We start from the raw sequence: 15038 nt of genomic DNA on the forward strand, positions 1-15038 counted from the left end.
TTTGCAAAATATAAAGCATACGTTACTATACTTGCCCTTTTATCTTGGCCACTTGCCTGAACACGCAAAACCGGATAGAAAGGAAACAATACACTGTAATCTCTATACCCTGTCGATCTGTTCGACCTACCGCTTAACCGACCCGATAAAAACAGTATGGCTATTCCTCAACACACGATTGATCAGATTCTGGATCGGACCGACATTGTCGATCTGATTGGTCAGCGCGTGAAACTGAAAAAAACCGGGCGGACCTATTCGGGCTGTTGTCCATTTCATCAGGAAAAAACCCCGTCTTTCCACGTTTATCGCGACAAACAGTATTATCACTGCTTTGGCTGTCAGGCCAACGGCAATGCAATTCGCTTTTTAATGGATATCGACAGCCGTAACTTTGTCGATGTCATGAAAGATCTGGCTAGTCAGACCGGTATCGAGCTGCCAAAAGACAATCAGGACAGCAAAAAACTGGTCTATAAACGCGAGGTCAAAAAACCGGCGCCACCGGCCAAAACTGCACCCGCGCCAGCAACACCCACACCGACCGAAACTGATCAAGTCCCTGCTGCACATTTTGATCCTTTTGAGCAGTTCCAGCCAGCAGATGATCCCTTTGCCGGTTTTGAACAATATCCGGATTTTGATCAGGAGCCGATACAGGAAGGCAACCTGTTTGATCTGCTGGAAAATGTGGCGCAGTTTTATGAACAGCAGTTACCGCACAGCCAGTCGGCACAGCAATATTTTCGCCAGCGCGGTTTAAGCGCACAGACCATCCAGTTCTGGCGTTTGGGCTATGCACCGGAAGACTGGCAGCATCTGGAAAAAGCATTTCCACAAGATATTGAAGGTTTAAAACTGCTGGGGCTAATTCGTACCAGCGATTCCGGCCGTGATTTTGACCTGCTACGTGACCGGGTGATTTTCCCGATCCGCGATCACAAAGGGCGTGTGGTCGGTTTTGGTGGCCGTGCGCTCAATGATGAAATCAAGCCGAAATATATCAACTCGCCCGATTCGGAAGTCTTCCATAAAAACCAGCTGCTGTATGGCCTATACGAAGGCCGCAAGCAGAAAGCCCAGGACTGGCTGATGGTGGAAGGCTATATGGATGTGATTGCGCTGCAGCAATATGGCATTTATGGCGCCGTGGCAACGCTGGGGACTGCCAGTAATACCGAACACCTGAATATTCTGTTTAAGCAGAACTCACGCATTACCATTGCCTTTGATGGTGATGCCGCAGGTCAGAAAGCAGCACGACGTACGCTGGAAATTGCCCTGCCCCTGCTGAATGATGGCCGTGAACTGAAGTTTTTTGTGCTGCCGGATGATCATGACCCAGACTCGCTGATCCGCCGTGAAGGCATTGAAAATTTCCGCCGCCTGCTCGATCAGGCGCCGCTACTGTCTGATTTTGTGTTTGCGCATTTAAGTCAAAACCATGATATCAGCAAGCCCGAAGGCAAAAGTCAGGTGATGGGCGAGTTAAAACAGCTGACTGAACTGTTACCGAAAACCGGCTCTTACCGTTATCTGCTGCAACAGTTTTTCCGCGAGAAGCTCGGCTTTAACCGCAAATGGCAGCCACATACCAATAATGATGCCTCACTCAGCTTTAGCACCAAGGTTGATGCCGAAGAATATGTGGTGGCGATTCTAATCAACCATCCGTATTTATATATTCATTTTGAGCCGTTACGCGCACTGATTCCGACCGATCAGTTACTGGCCAAAATCCTGCAAATCTTTAACGGAATTTTTGATGAATTACCGGATGATCCGGAACTGGCCAAATACTATGTGCTAGGCGCCTGTGCGGCTTATCATTACGAATTGCAGCGCATTTTACAGCAGGCCAATGTCGGGGATTACACCACTTCACCAGAAAAAGCTGACAAGCTGGCCGAAGATTTTTCCATTAAACTGCAATACCATTTCTTGCAGCAGAAAATCCGCTCGAAGAAATTTAGCAGTATTGAAGAAATGCGTAATCTGAAACATCAGATTTATCAGATTGATAAAAAACGTTCCCTGACCTTACTGGAAGAATAAGCGGCATTAAACACCATGCTAAACCATCACAATGGCTTAGCGTTTAGATTTACGCCGTTTGACACTGACCTGCTGCAGTTCGTTTTGCAGCATTTCAAAGTATTCCGGATCTTCGGCTTTGGCCGCCTGACGCAGCACAATCGAGGTGGGATGCAGCAATTTCTGAGTCAAACGGTAAGAAAATTCCTGTAACACCTGTGCCGCATTTTCACCTTTGGCAATTCGTGCCATCGCCAGCTGCAGTTCTTCCTGACGTAACGTTTCACCCTGCTCACGATAAGCCTGAATGGTACTGCCGGCACTTTTGACCTTTTGCTGGGTTACCAGTTCGGTCGCCAGCTGATTCACCATCACCTCGGCTTCTACCGCGGCCTGACGACGCTGTGCCAGATTCTCGTCAATCACGCTTTGCAGGTCATCAACGCCGTATAGATACACACCATCTAGCGATTCCACTTTCGGGTCGATATCACGCGGAACAGCCAGATCGACCAGCAACATCTGCTGGTAACGACGCTTTTTCAGCGCGGCTTTGACTTCTTTATAGCCAATCACCTGATGCAGGCTGCCGGTACAGCTGGAGATCACATCGGCGCGATGCAAATGTTCTGCCAGCTGTTCAAATTCAATAATTTCAACTTCTACCCGATGGGCAATTTCCTGGGCCAGATTTTCAGCACGGGCACGGGTGCGGTTGCAGATCATGACCTTGGCCACGCCCATTTCCGCCAGATGCTTGGCCACCAGACTGTTCATTTCACCTGCCGCCACCACCAGCACGGTCAGCTTGTCCGGATGGCTAAACACCTGTAGCGCCAACTGTGCTACTGCATAGCCCATGGACACCGCATGACTGCCGACTGCCGTTTCAGAACGCACCCGTTTGGCCGCATAAAAGGCGTATTCAAAAATATGGTTTAAATCTTGCGAAACGGTGTGGGCATCTTTGGCCAAAGATAAGGCCGATTTGACCTGCCCCAGAATTTGCGGTTCACCGAGCATTAAGGAATCGAGGCCGCTGGCAACGCGCATTAAGTGGGTGACAGCCTGCGCATTTTCATAGCGATAAACGTGATTTTGTAGTTGTTTGACATCCAGACCATTTACCTGGGCGAGCCAGCCCAGCACCGTGTCTGCATGGTCAGACATGGCGTACACTTCAGTTCGGTTACATGTAGAAACCACCACCATGTCATTTAACAGGTGACTCTGGCTTTGTTCGGCAAGTAATTGAGTTAACTTTTCAGGGTTAAAAGCAATTTGCTCACGCAATTCTACAGAGGCGGTTTGATGGTTGACACCCAATGCAAAGAAAGACATATCAGATCATCATTTCGCTAAATTTATGCTATTGTGCAATAACGGTGTCATAAAAAGCATTACTTGGATCAAGAAAAATTGCGTCAAACAACCAGCCGGCTTAGCGGCGCGACAATTAAGCAATATTCTACCACACTCTTACTCGTGGGTAGCATGGCTTCTAGTGCTCATATTAGAGCATCTGGAGATTTTTTCCATGCACCTACAAATCTGAACGCCATAAAACAAAGCATGGTGGCGGAATTTGCCCTCGCCTCGAATGACGTGGCTACCGCCTTACATAACTATACTGTACTGGCAATTAAAAGTAATTCAACCAGTATTAAACAGCGCGCACTGAATATTGCACTGGAACACAATGACTTAAATGCAGCTTTGGACATTGCCACCCACTGGGTGATTCAGGAACCGGAAGATGTTCCAGCCCTGTTTTATCTGGCGCATATTGCCCTGAAAGCGCATGAATATGACCTGGCCGCTGAAACCCTGGACAAGATTCTGGCCATTGATGCCACTGCCGATTTAGAACAGATTCTGGCCGGTATTGCCCCGGAGTCGCCAGAAGATCGTGAGTTTCTGATTCAGGCACTACGCACCAGCAAAGAAAAAGATAATCCCTCAATTCTGATTCTGATTGCCGGTTTAAAAGCCCAGAATGGCCAGTTAGAAGAAGCGCTGGAAACGGTCAACCGGGTGCTACGCAAACGTCCGAAAGTGACCGGTTATATCCTGCTCAAAGCCAGCCTGCTAAGTGCGCTGCAAGACTCGAAAGCTGCCCAGGAATGGTATGCCAAATCCAGCCGCAAACATAAAAACAATCTGGAAGTACGTCTGGCTGAAGCCAAATATCTGTTAAAAACCAATCAGCCGGAATTGGCCCTGACCAAACTGGAAGCGATGCTGGAAAAATGGCCAAAGGAAGATGAAGCCCTGTTTCTGGCTGGTCTGACCAGTATTGACTTGAAGCAGTATGAAAAGGCCGAGAAATATCTGGTCGAGTTGCGTTATTCCAACCAGTATCAAAATGAAGCCTATTACTATCTGGCGGTCAATGCCGAGCGTAAACAGCATTTTGAAACCGCCAAAGCCTATTACCGTCTGGTCGATGGCAGCCTGTATACCGTTTCGCGGCGCAGCATGATCAATATTTATAGCCAGCAAAGCCGCCAGCATGAAGCCTTACGCTTTTTGACCCAGGAACGGGTCAATTATCCGCAGCACGCCAGTTTTTTATATCAGGCTCAGGCGGAAATTCTAAAGCGCATGAACAACAAGACTGCCGCCTTAAGACTGCTGGATGAAGCCATCCGCAATTTACCCGATGATCCGGAACTGCTGTATTCGGAAGTGTTGCTGCTAGACCCTTATCAGGACAAAGACAAACTGGACCGCTTGCTGAAAAAACTGTTACAGGTCGAGCCGAACAGTCCGACTTATTTAAATGCCTATGCCTATACCCTGGCGCTACAAAACCGCCGGCTGGATGAAGCACGCCAGTATGTGGAACAGGCGCTGGAATTTGCTCCGGAACAGGCCTCAATTCTGGATACTTTAGGCCTGATCAGCTATCTGCAAAATGATTTTGACACCTCTGCCCAGGTGCTGGAAAAGGCTTTTGCCTTAAGTGCAACAGTCAAAATTGGGGTCCGTTATGCCAAGGCGCTGTATATGCAGGGCAATTTGACAAAATTTAGTCAAGTTTTACAACAACTCCAACAAAAATATCCAAATGATCCGCAATTAGAACAGCTTCATTCGCTATTGTTACCGCAACACAGCCCTCAGAGTTAATACGCATGCAACTTATTTCCAAACTCAGTCTTAGTCTTGTCACGGTCAGCACCCTGGTGCTGGGTGGTTGTCAGCAGTTCACCCAACCGCAAACACCCGCAAGCCCAATGGTTGAGGCAGAAAATCAGTTTCATCTGCAAGGAAAAATCGGGGTACGCACACCACAGCAGTCAGGCAGCGCCTTTTTTAACTGGCTGCAACAGCAGGAACAGTTTGATATTGAACTAAGCGGCATTTTAGGCGTCGGTAAAACACAGATTTCCGGCCAGCCGGGACAAGTCACACTGAATAGCGCCAAAACCGGCACTATTCAGGCAGCAACAGCCGAAGAACTGCTGCAGCGGGCCACCGGCTGGCAAGCGCCAATCAGTCATATCATTGACTGGGTGCAGGCACGTCCGGCCACTACACAGGCCAAAGTCGCTTACGATAGCCAGCGTCGTCCAACCCAGTTTCTAGAAGATGGCTGGACCGTTGATTTAAGCTATAACGAACAGGCGCGTTTGCCAAACCGTTTAATTTTAAAGCAAACATTTGAATCCGGTCAGGAGAACCGTATTACAATGGTGATCCAAAACCGTTAATTTTGTGCTGTCATGATTCGTGTTCCCTCACCTGCCAAACTGAACCTGTTTTTGCATATTACTGGCCGCCGTGAAAATGGCTATCATGAACTGCAAAGCATTTTCCAGCTGATCGATCTCTACGACTGGCTTGAATTTGAGCCATTGGATACAGCCGAGATTCAGATCGACGGTTTAAATTCAGTCGATCTGGAACAGAACCTGATTTATCGGGCGGCGCAGATCTTAAAACCTTTTACCCAAGCGCCGACCGGTTTAAAAATCCGGCTGGACAAACAGATTCCTATGGGTGCCGGACTTGGTGGTGGCTCATCCAATGCCGCCACCACCCTCATTGTGCTGAACCAACTGTGGCAATGTGGACTCAATTCTGAGCAGCTGGCCGATTTAGGGGTGCAACTGGGCGCCGATGTGCCGATTTTTGTCCATGGCCGCAATGCCTGGGCAGAAGGTATTGGTGAACACTTAACATTCATAGACTTAGAACAAAAACAGTACATAGTGCTAAAACCTGACTGTTTTATCAGCACTCAACTGCTTTTTTCACAAAAAACGTTGACAAGAGATACGAAGCCATCTAAATTTTGCGCCTATCAGTTGAAGCCATCTGATTTCGGAAACAACTTTGAGCCACTGGCCAGAGCCTTATATCCTGAAGTCGATGAAGCCATGCAATATCTGGATCAGTTCGGAGTTGCCAAGCTTACAGGTACAGGTGCCTGTGTTTTTATTGAAGTGACTTCAGAAATGAAGATTGATGAGATTCTGGCTCAGGCACCATGTAAAGCTTACCTGGTCCACAGTTTAGCCGAATCACCATTAATTCATTTCAAAGTTGAATAGGGGTATCGCCAAGTGGTAAGGCAGCGGGTTTTGATCCCGCCATCCGTTGGTTCGAATCCAGCTACCCCTGCCATTTTTCACCTGTAGATGTACTGTATTAGGGGTATCGCCAAGTGGTAAGGCAGCGGGTTTTGATCCCGCCATCCGTTGGTTCGAATCCAGCTACCCCTGCCATCTTACAGTCATCAAATTTAGGGGTATCGCCAAGTGGTAAGGCAGCGGGTTTTGATCCCGCCATTCGTTGGTTCGAATCCAGCTACCCCTGCCATTTTCTCGAAAAAGACAGAGCATTGGTTTGCTGTTCTGCTGTTAATTTACCTTGACATCGACCAGCAAAAATATTAAAGTTCTGCCGCATTAGGGGTATCGCCAAGTGGTAAGGCAGCGGGTTTTGATCCCGCCATTCGTTGGTTCGAATCCAGCTACCCCTGCCATCTATTTCCATACATTCCAACCGCCAAGGGTGCTTCATGCCCAATCTTGTCGTTTTTAGTGGAACTGCGCATCCACAATTCGCCCAAAAAGTCGTAAGCCATCTTCACATTCCTTTAGGTGCTGCCTCAGTCGGTCAATTTTCTGACGGTGAAATTGCTGTAGAAATTACCGAGAATGTACGTGGTAAAGACGTTTTCATCGTTCAGCCTACTTGTGCCCCAACCAATGATAACCTGATGGAAATCCTGGTGATGGCAGATGCATTGCGTCGTGCAAGTGCTGGCCGTATCACTGCCGTGATTCCTTATTTCGGTTATGCCCGTCAAGATCGTCGTCCTCGTTCAAGCCGTGTGCCAATTACTGCAAAAGTGGTTGCAGATATGTTGACCACTGTCGGTATTGACCGCGTGGTGATGATTGACCTGCACGCTGACCAGATTCAAGGTTTCTTCGATATTCCTGTAGACAACATTTACGGTACGCCAGCGCTGCTTGCTGACTTACGCCAGCAGTCACACGACAACCTGATGGTGGTTTCACCTGACGTGGGTGGTGTCGTACGTGCCCGTGCTGTTGCCAAGCAAATGGGGGATATCGACCTTGCGATCATTGATAAACGTCGTCAAAAAGCCAATGAATCACAAGTGATGCATTTGATTGGTGATGTGAAAGATCGTGACTGCGTCATCGTGGATGACATGGTCGATACCGCAGGTACCCTGTGTAAAGCAGCAGATGCACTCAAAACTTTTGGTGCGCGTAAAGTGGTTGCTTATGCTACTCACCCGGTGCTGTCTGGTAAAGCGATTGAGAACTTAAAGAATTCTGTGATTGATGAACTGGTTGTTACTGACACCATTCCATTATCAGAAGAAGCTCAAAACCTTGGCAAGATTCGTCAGGTTTCAGTCGCAAGCATGGTTGCTGAAACAATTCGTCGTATTAACAACGAAGAATCTATTAGCGCAATGTTCGATTCTTATCTATAATAGTGCGCTAAATTTTCAAAAGCCCTGCTTTATGCAGGGCTTTCTATCACCAGATCGGTCGCAGGTCTGGTTTATTTAACCTGAAATAGGATGTCTATCATGGCAAACTTCGTATTAAACGCTCAAGCGCGTGAAGCAGCTAACCAAGGGAAAGGTGCGAGCCGCCGCCTTCGTCACGCTGCTCAAGTTCCAGCTATCATTTATGGTGGCGACGCTGAGCCAGTAGCAGTAACTTTAGAACTTCGTGAGCTTGTAAAAGCTTTAGAAAGCAATGCTTTCTTTGAAGAAGTTGTAGAAATCAAAGTAGGCGACAAAGTTGAAAACGTGAAAATCCAAGCGTTACAACGTCACCCTGCTAAAAACACACCAATGCACGCTGACTTCAAACGCGCATAAGTGTTAATGGTGTAAATTAGTGTCAAATATTTCACTGATTGTTGGTTTGGGCAACCCAGGTGCTGAGTATGCCCAAACCCGCCATAATGCAGGCTTCTGGTTTGTTGAACGCCTTGCAGATCAATATGGCATCTCTTTAAAAGCTGATCCGAAATTCAAAGGCATCAGCGGTCGCGGTAATATTGAAGGTCAGGACGTTCGTCTGCTATTACCAACAACCTTTATGAACCGTTCCGGTCAAAGTGTTGTGCCCTTCGCCAAATTCTATCAAATCGCCCCTGAAGCCATGCTGATTGCCCATGATGAACTGGATATGAATCCGGGGATTATTCGCCTGAAAACTGGCGGCGGTCATGGTGGTCATAATGGTTTACGTGACATCGTTCCGCACACCGGTCCAAATTTCCACCGTTTACGCATTGGTATTGGTCATCCGGGGTCTAAAGAACGTGTTTCCGGTCATGTGCTCAGCAAAGCCCCAAGCCAGGAACAAGGCTTGATGGATGATGCTCTCAGCCACGCGCTGTCTCGCATGAAATTACTGGTCAATGGTGAGATTCAGCAAGCCATGAACCAGATCAATGCCTATAAACCCAACGAATAACCTAATAATTGTTGAACAATCCTGCTTGCCATCTGGCAAAATTGGGCGCAAAATGCGCTCGTCGGCTGATTCGGTCGCAGTGATTGATTCAACCATAAGATAAAGATCTTAGGTCCACTAAGGAGACGCTAGCCATGCTATCTCGTTTATTAAAATGCAAAATTCACCGTGCTTTCGTGACACATGCGGAACTTCATTATGAAGGTTCATGTGCAATTGATGGCAAACTTATGGATTTAGCTGGCATTCGCGAATACGAAGAAATTCACGTCTGGAACGTAACCAATGGCAAACGCTTTACCACTTATGCGATTCGTGGTGAAGACAATTCAGGCATCATTTCAGTCAATGGTGGCGCAGCACATCAGGCAGATGTCGGCGATATCATCATTATTGCGACTTTCGGTGATTTCACTGAAGTAGAAGCCAATGCGCATAAACCACGCCTGGTATATGCCAACCCGGACAACACCGTGAGCCACACCGCCAACTGTATTCCGGTACAAGTCGCTTAAGACCTAAGATCATCCTACGAAAAAGCCCGCACATTGCGGGTTTTTTTATGGCAGAAATATAAGTCATGGGTTACTTAAAACAGATACTGCCCTGCTGTGCTGATTAGTCCATACAGCGCAATCAGAATTAAAAGAGCACCACACAGCGCCAGTACCGGCCGATAACCGCGTGACAGCGTTAAACGGTAAAAACCCAAATACAACAAAGACAAAGTCAGAAAATCCAGTACAATCCAGCTGGCGGTCAGCAGGATTAAGCTGTTATTAAAATGATCGGTGACCTGAATAAATTGCGGGAAAAAGGCACTAAAAAACAGAATATCTTTCGGATTGGAAATCCCGACCAGAAAACCCTGCCGAAATCCGCCTACAGCGCTGGCCGTCTCCTGTTTCGGTCCGGCCGCTGCCCGGCTTTCCTTGAGAATGTCCACCCCCAAATAGGCAATATAGACACAGCCTAGCAGCTTAATTAAATCCAGCCAGAAGGCCTGAATATTGAAGATGCCTTTTAAAATCAGCACCGAGCAGGCAATTAACAGCAAAGAAGCTAAATTAGTCCCGACAATGGTCTGAAACGCCCGCCGGTAACCACCTTTGAGTCCGGCACCAATCACCAGCATCATCACCGGGCCTGGGGTGGCAATCATGATCACCACCGCCAGACAGTACAACAGATATTCAGCCATATTGATCATCTGTGGTACTCCTGCGCTACTCTTGCTTAAACCTTAGGATGAAAAACTAGTCATCCTCTTCCAGACTGACTTTTAATAAATGCTGGCTAATGCCATCGGCACGTAAAAATGCCAGGTCATAACTCGCAGTCGCCAGTGCCAGTACCCGACGCTCAAATTCCTGCCACAGTGGTTTAACCTGCGCGGCCTGAATACCAAGACCACTGTCATCGGCCAGATGCTTGTTTTTTTCACATAATTTGAGCGCATGATATAACTTGCGGCCTGCGCTGGCATCGGGACGTAAACGCACCCGCTTCGACAGCACAAAATGCTCTACCTGCGGCAAACGGGAAAATGGCAACATTGGTACCAGAATCTGGTCCAGCTGGGCATCCAGACGCTGCCAGACAGCCGTTTGCTGTTCGGAGGTATAACCATTCCAGCGTATCACTTCATGATTAAAACGACGACAACCACGACACACTGAATCACCAAATACCGTAGAGCAGCGGCCTGCACACGGGGTCAATGAGGCGATTCGACGATCCGTACTCAAAATATACTCCAGAAAAGCGCAGTAATGCCGGCCTGAATGCAGCCGTATTACTTTTGGTAAAATCATAGGCGAGGATAGGCATCATAGCCGACTCTATCGCAGATTTAAAACCATATTTCTGTTCTGGATTTCTCGCTATCTGGGCACTTTCACGCTAAAATATGCCCCTCAAATTTTTTATATCACATTGGAGTACTCCATGAACGCTACTGTAGAACAGCTTGCACCTGTAGAACAGCAAGCGACCTCTGGTTGGGTTGTTGCCGCACTTTATCAATTCAAAGAAGTTCAAGATCCTGCGGATCTACAACAACGTCTTTTAGATTTGGTAAACAGCATCAACCTGTGCGGTACTCTCATTGTGGCGGGTGAAGGGATTAATGGTACGGTGGCGGGTGACCGTGAAGCCATTGATCAGGTGCATCAGTTTCTTTTAAACGAAGGCTTTAGCGCGATGGAATATAAAGAATCGCACAGCGCCGACAAGCCTTTCCGTAAAATGAAAATTAAGCTGAAAAAAGAAATTGTGACTTTGGGTGTAGAGGTCAAACCACGTGATCTGGTCGGCCATTATCTGGACCCGAAAGAATGGAATGAACTAATTGCACGTGATGACGTGATTTTAATTGATACCCGTAATGACTATGAATACAAGGCCGGGACTTTTAAAGGCGCGATTGATCCGCAAACTGAAACCTTCCGTGAATTTCCAGACTATGTGAAAAAAGAACTGGAACAGCACAAAGACAAGAAAATTGCCATGTTCTGTACCGGTGGGATTCGCTGTGAAAAATCCACTTCGTTATTGCTGCAAGAGGGCTTCCAGGAAGTCTATCACCTGAAAGGTGGTATTTTGAAATACCTCGAAGAAACCCCGGCAGAAGAAAGCTTGTGGGAAGGTGAATGTTTCGTATTTGATGGCCGTACTGCGGTTACGCATGGTGTGGAAGAAGGTCAAAATACCAAGTGTCATGCCTGTGGTTGGCCTTTACTGCCAGAAGAAGTGGCAGAACCAAGCTATGAACACGGCGTATCTTGTAAATACTGTATTGATAAAACCACAGAAAAACAGAAAGCTGGCTTCCGTATGCGTCAATCTCAGATTGCAGCGGCAAAACGCAAACGTCTGTAATAATGTAAACCAGTACAAATAATTTTACAAAAAGCCCTATTTATAGGGCTTTTTTTACGTCTATTCACATACCAGAATCAATTCAATACCAAAGCACCCTCTGGTACTAACAGAAGCCAGTCATGCTTAGGCTAAACTCCAAATCACAACAAAAACAATGCAGTTTTATTTTGACGTACAGATTCTCACCCATGGACAAGGATTGACTTATGCAAAGAACGATAACAACACGCTATAAACACCAATTCCGTACTGCCTTACTGCAACGAGCGCATCAGCAGCAAGATCTGCAATTGCACCACCTGAAACAGCAGCTTGAACAGCGTTCACACTTGTTTATTGTGGGGTTTGGCACCGTGCTCGGCGCGATTCTGGCAATGTTTATTGCCTATCACCTTTCCAATATCTGGAGTGGTTACCTGATTGTCGCTGTCTTGCCGCTGCTGGTGGCGTATGGGCTTCGAAAAGTCTATGTGCACACCCTGTCGCATACCGCTGAGGAAGATTTTTAGTTACGTTTCAGCTCTTTACTGAAAAACCAATCCTCTTTAGCATGAAGGTCTAATTTTTAGGCCTTCTTGACTTTATGAACCTGACCGAATGGATTATTTCCATTATGGAACAGCTGGGTTACTTCGGTATTGCCCTGCTTATGTTTCTGGACAACGTATTCCCCCCTATTCCTTCCGAAATTATTATGCCTTCTGCTGGTTATTCGGCCTCACAAGGTGAATTACTGTTTGTTGGTGTCGTGGTTGCCGGCTGTTTCGGTTCGCTACTGGCCGCGGCCTTGCTGTACTGGGTCGGCTATAAATTCGAACATGATGCGATTTTCCGCTTTGTCGACCGCTACGGAAAATACCTGTTCCTAAAATCGGCCGATGTCAAAAAATCACTGGACTGGTTCGAGCAGTATGGGCATCGCATTGTCTTTGCCGGACGCATGATTCCGGCGGTACGCTCTTTAATTAGTATTCCCGCCGGCATGAGCCGGATGCCCTTCTGGAAATTCATGTTCTACAGCAGCCTCGGCACCATCATCTGGACCACTTTTCTGGCTGCGGTCGGGTTTTATTTTGGCGAAAATCAGGCGCTGATGCAGAAAATTTTTAGCCAGGTCGGCTATGTCATTATTGCAATTGTGATTGCGATTATCGGCTGGATTCTATACCGTAGGTATATGCGTAAACGCGCTTCGTGATGTGCATTGGCCGAGCTACAGGCCAAACTTGGGGATTCAATGAAACACTATTTGCTGCATTTGGCTGCAGTCTACAGCATTGCGCTGGTCCTGCTGACCATGGTTCTAGTTTATGGTTTAAATCTTGGGGTATTAACCCTTTTTCCAACACTGGTGGTGGTCGCGCTGATCAATGCCAAACATTTTGTAAAACGTGAAAAACGCCTGCCGACCTCAGATGAAAGAATTCAGCTGATTTGGGGCAGCAGTGCCGTGGCCATCATCATTGGCAGCCTGTTTATCTTTTTTATGGTGCTGATGAACCCCTATGCAGAGCAGATTATTCAATCGGCTGAGAAAATGGGACTGGCCCTCATGGCAGTGTTGATGCTATGTATGGTCGCCATCCATGGTGCAGTATTTTATGCCGCCTATGTCTGGTATGCCGCTTATTGCTCCAAACAGTAGTTAGCAATTTCAAACACTAATCAAATATGCTTTAGAAATTCTGTTGTGCAGATGGGTGGCTTCCGGACAGCGCATCTGCACGGAAAATTTAACTGTATGTAAGTAAGCCCTGCTTTTCGTCACCAGAAACCGACATAAGTTATTTATCTTAACGTGAAAGGTGCAATTCTCCTGCCCGCGCCGGGTCCTGTCTGATCTAAGTTAAAACTCAAGAGATCCGCTTGATCTTAATTTTTTGATTCATTTTACTTAGATCATCATCAGCCCCAAGAGGATACAGACATGACGAATCCAGAAATAGAAACCCAGCGCCAGCAGGAACAAAAACGCGAACAGGTCAAACAGCTACCGAAACAGCAGCAGCAACAGCTGAATGCCAACCCGAAAACAGGTGAAACCGGCACCCATCCGGTGGGTACCAGTGTCGGTGCGGTCGGTGGTGCAGCCACAGGTGCCGCAGTCGGGGCCACCACCGGCCCGATTGGCGCAGTGGTCGGAGGTACCATTGGTGCCGTGGTGGGCGGTCTGGTTGGTAAAACCGCTGCAGAAGCCGAAAACCCGACCGAAGGTGATGAAGATATTTACTGGCATGAACACAGCCAGAGCCAGCCTTACTATACCAGCCTGCAAAACACACATCCGGACTTAAGCTATGAGCGTGATTATCAGGCTGCCTACCGGGTCGGTTATGCCCAGCGTTCACGCTATGAACCGGGTACACGCTTTGAAGATGTAGAACCCGATTTACGCAGCGAATGGGAGTCCACCAAGGGCGATACCCGTTTGGCCTGGGAAGATGCCAAACATGCGGTGCGTGATGCCTGGAACCGTATGACCCGCTAATGTAATCCGGCTATAAAAAAACACCTCCGAGGAGGTGTTTTTTTATTTATTCGGTTTGCATCAGTTTGGAGTGTGATACATCAAATACAGTTCATTAAGGTTGTCCGGAATTTCTTCCGCCAGCTCATCCATTAACTGACCATTACGACGGAAGCTTTCCATTTGCGGGTCTTCTTCATCAATGCCGCTAAACACCATGATTGGTAAAGTCAGATCTACCAGCTGTTCTTCAAATTCTGGCGTGAACCAGGCTTCTTCATTCAGGAACATGGCATCCACAAAGCCCACACTCCAGTCGCCCAAGCTTGATTCTACATCTGCTTCTTCAATTTCGAATGGAAATTCGATGCCTTCTTCATTGGCCAGGTTTTGACGAATGGATTCGAGCCAGGTTTTCACCTGCGCTACGATTTCTGCCGGCACTTTTTTCTGGTTGCCTTCAAACAGTTCATCCAGCCATTGGTCAAATTGCGGGCCAACTGCAATGGCACACAAAAAACCATGAGTGGCAGCAAAATCTAGACCGTATTCGTTCTGGTCACCATCTAGATATTCACTTAACAGGTCTAAATCTAAAGCACTCATCTTAAATCCAAAAATCGTCTATACAAGGTATAGCATAGCATTTTCCGAAGACTTTACTGAACCCA

At 47.3% G+C, this 15038-nt stretch carries 17 protein-coding genes and 4 tRNA genes; 17 read left to right on the top strand and 4 right to left on the bottom strand.

Annotated features, from left to right (window positions below; genetic code table 11):
- Positions 1-156: 156 nt before the first annotated feature.
- On the top strand, positions 157-2055 hold the full coding sequence (locus tag FTU69_RS11470) for a DNA primase (RefSeq protein ID WP_180103918.1): 1899 nt from the start codon (positions 157-159) through the stop codon (positions 2053-2055).
- Between the two features lie 36 nt (positions 2056-2091).
- On the opposite strand, the gene hemA is transcribed toward FTU69_RS11470, so the two are convergent.
- Positions 2092-3375, bottom strand: coding sequence for a glutamyl-tRNA reductase (hemA, locus tag FTU69_RS11475; RefSeq protein WP_168396332.1), 1284 nt, complete (start codon positions 3373-3375; stop codon positions 2092-2094).
- Positions 3376-3453: 78 nt separating this feature from the next.
- On the opposite strand from hemA, the gene FTU69_RS11480 reads away from it, so the two are divergent.
- The 11 genes from FTU69_RS11480 to panD all read left to right on the top strand — a co-directional run bounded on the left by FTU69_RS11480 (position 3454) and on the right by panD (position 9532).
- The gene (locus tag FTU69_RS11480; protein ID WP_180103919.1) at positions 3454-5166 is read left to right on the top strand and encodes a tetratricopeptide repeat protein; all 1713 of its coding nucleotides are present in this window, start codon (positions 3454-3456) and stop codon (positions 5164-5166) included.
- Positions 5167-5171: 5 nt separating this feature from the next.
- On the top strand, positions 5172-5750 hold the full coding sequence (gene lolB / locus FTU69_RS11485) for a lipoprotein insertase outer membrane protein LolB (RefSeq protein WP_016659907.1): 579 nt from the start codon (positions 5172-5174) through the stop codon (positions 5748-5750).
- Between the two features lie 12 nt (positions 5751-5762).
- Positions 5763-6593, top strand: a complete 831-nt coding sequence (ispE, locus tag FTU69_RS11490) for a 4-(cytidine 5'-diphospho)-2-C-methyl-D-erythritol kinase (protein WP_180103920.1) — start codon at positions 5763-5765, stop codon at positions 6591-6593.
- Positions 6592-6666 (top strand) — tRNA-Gln (locus FTU69_RS11495). The genes ispE and FTU69_RS11495 overlap by 2 nt, the downstream gene beginning before the upstream one ends.
- 26 nt (positions 6667-6692) lie before the next feature.
- Positions 6693-6767 (top strand) — tRNA-Gln (locus FTU69_RS11500).
- Positions 6768-6786: 19 nt separating this feature from the next.
- A tRNA-Gln gene (locus FTU69_RS11505) sits at positions 6787-6861 on the top strand.
- Between the two features lie 91 nt (positions 6862-6952).
- A tRNA-Gln gene (locus tag FTU69_RS11510) sits at positions 6953-7027 on the top strand.
- Positions 7028-7063: 36 nt separating this feature from the next.
- Positions 7064-8017, top strand: coding sequence for a ribose-phosphate pyrophosphokinase (locus FTU69_RS11515; RefSeq protein WP_005176171.1), 954 nt, complete (start codon positions 7064-7066; stop codon positions 8015-8017).
- Positions 8018-8116: 99 nt separating this feature from the next.
- Positions 8117-8413 carry a 50S ribosomal protein L25 gene (rplY, locus tag FTU69_RS11520; protein WP_005176167.1) on the top strand — a complete coding sequence of 99 codons (297 nt, stop codon included), beginning with the start codon at positions 8117-8119 and terminating at the stop codon, positions 8411-8413.
- A gap of 19 nt (positions 8414-8432) precedes the next feature.
- Positions 8433-9017, top strand: coding sequence for an aminoacyl-tRNA hydrolase (gene pth / locus FTU69_RS11525; RefSeq protein ID WP_016659905.1), 585 nt, complete (start codon positions 8433-8435; stop codon positions 9015-9017).
- A gap of 134 nt (positions 9018-9151) precedes the next feature.
- A complete protein-coding gene (gene panD / locus FTU69_RS11530; protein WP_005176160.1) occupies positions 9152-9532 on the top strand; it encodes an aspartate 1-decarboxylase in 381 nt (126 codons plus the stop codon).
- A gap of 74 nt (positions 9533-9606) precedes the next feature.
- Here panD and FTU69_RS11535 read toward each other — a convergent pair whose 3' ends face one another.
- Together FTU69_RS11535 and FTU69_RS11540 are read right to left on the bottom strand one after the other, a co-directional pair.
- Positions 9607-10224: a LysE family translocator gene (locus FTU69_RS11535; protein WP_171521967.1), complete on the bottom strand. Its 618-nt coding sequence runs from the start codon at positions 10222-10224 to the stop codon at positions 9607-9609.
- A gap of 49 nt (positions 10225-10273) precedes the next feature.
- The gene (locus tag FTU69_RS11540; RefSeq protein ID WP_160241541.1) at positions 10274-10765 is read right to left on the bottom strand and encodes a DUF1289 domain-containing protein; all 492 of its coding nucleotides are present in this window, start codon (positions 10763-10765) and stop codon (positions 10274-10276) included.
- 199 nt (positions 10766-10964) lie between these two features.
- Here FTU69_RS11540 and FTU69_RS11545 point away from each other — a divergent pair, with 199 nt between their 5' ends.
- From FTU69_RS11545 to FTU69_RS11565, 5 genes are all read left to right on the top strand, one after another.
- Positions 10965-11897 carry a rhodanese-related sulfurtransferase gene (locus FTU69_RS11545; protein ID WP_005176153.1) on the top strand — a complete coding sequence of 311 codons (933 nt, stop codon included), beginning with the start codon at positions 10965-10967 and terminating at the stop codon, positions 11895-11897.
- A 209-nt stretch (positions 11898-12106) separates the two neighbouring features.
- Positions 12107-12409, top strand: coding sequence for a hypothetical protein (locus FTU69_RS11550; protein ID WP_005176151.1), 303 nt, complete (start codon positions 12107-12109; stop codon positions 12407-12409).
- 74 nt (positions 12410-12483) lie between these two features.
- A complete protein-coding gene (locus tag FTU69_RS11555; protein ID WP_005176142.1) occupies positions 12484-13098 on the top strand; it encodes a DedA family protein in 615 nt (204 codons plus the stop codon).
- A gap of 39 nt (positions 13099-13137) precedes the next feature.
- Positions 13138-13545: an ABZJ_00895 family protein gene (locus FTU69_RS11560; protein ID WP_180103921.1), complete on the top strand. Its 408-nt coding sequence runs from the start codon at positions 13138-13140 to the stop codon at positions 13543-13545.
- A 282-nt stretch (positions 13546-13827) separates the two neighbouring features.
- A complete protein-coding gene (locus FTU69_RS11565) occupies positions 13828-14388 on the top strand; it encodes a glycine zipper domain-containing protein (RefSeq protein WP_168397297.1) in 561 nt (186 codons plus the stop codon).
- 60 nt (positions 14389-14448) lie between these two features.
- On the opposite strand, the gene FTU69_RS11570 is transcribed toward FTU69_RS11565, so the two are convergent.
- Complete coding sequence (locus tag FTU69_RS11570; protein WP_005176137.1) at positions 14449-14973, bottom strand: YecA family protein; 525 nt, start codon at positions 14971-14973, stop codon at positions 14449-14451.
- Between the last annotated feature and the right edge of the window lie 65 nt (positions 14974-15038).

It is taken from the genome of Acinetobacter sp. YH12134 (assembly GCF_013418555.1).
GTDB classification, from domain to species: domain Bacteria; phylum Pseudomonadota; class Gammaproteobacteria; order Pseudomonadales; family Moraxellaceae; genus Acinetobacter; species Acinetobacter indicus.

What these genes read in the sequence shown, in the direction of transcription:
- FTU69_RS11470 (WP_180103918.1), top strand. Translation starts at nt 157, where the DNA reads ATGGCTATTCCTCAACACACGATTGATCAGATTCTGGATCGGACCGAC.
- hemA (WP_168396332.1), bottom strand. Translation starts at nt 3,375, where the DNA reads ATGTCTTTCTTTGCATTGGGTGTCAACCATCAAACCGCCTCTGTAGAA.
- lolB (WP_016659907.1), top strand. Translation starts at nt 5,172, where the DNA reads ATGCAACTTATTTCCAAACTCAGTCTTAGTCTTGTCACGGTCAGCACC.
- ispE (WP_180103920.1), top strand. Translation starts at nt 5,763, where the DNA reads ATGATTCGTGTTCCCTCACCTGCCAAACTGAACCTGTTTTTGCATATT.
- FTU69_RS11515 (WP_005176171.1), top strand. Translation starts at nt 7,064, where the DNA reads ATGCCCAATCTTGTCGTTTTTAGTGGAACTGCGCATCCACAATTCGCC.
- rplY (WP_005176167.1), top strand. Translation starts at nt 8,117, where the DNA reads ATGGCAAACTTCGTATTAAACGCTCAAGCGCGTGAAGCAGCTAACCAA.
- panD (WP_005176160.1), top strand. Translation starts at nt 9,152, where the DNA reads ATGCTATCTCGTTTATTAAAATGCAAAATTCACCGTGCTTTCGTGACA.
- FTU69_RS11545 (WP_005176153.1), top strand. Translation starts at nt 10,965, where the DNA reads ATGAACGCTACTGTAGAACAGCTTGCACCTGTAGAACAGCAAGCGACC.
- FTU69_RS11550 (WP_005176151.1), top strand. Translation starts at nt 12,107, where the DNA reads ATGCAAAGAACGATAACAACACGCTATAAACACCAATTCCGTACTGCC.
- FTU69_RS11555 (WP_005176142.1), top strand. Translation starts at nt 12,484, where the DNA reads ATGAACCTGACCGAATGGATTATTTCCATTATGGAACAGCTGGGTTAC.
- FTU69_RS11560 (WP_180103921.1), top strand. Translation starts at nt 13,138, where the DNA reads ATGAAACACTATTTGCTGCATTTGGCTGCAGTCTACAGCATTGCGCTG.
- FTU69_RS11565 (WP_168397297.1), top strand. Translation starts at nt 13,828, where the DNA reads ATGACGAATCCAGAAATAGAAACCCAGCGCCAGCAGGAACAAAAACGC.
- FTU69_RS11570 (WP_005176137.1), bottom strand. Translation starts at nt 14,973, where the DNA reads ATGAGTGCTTTAGATTTAGACCTGTTAAGTGAATATCTAGATGGTGAC.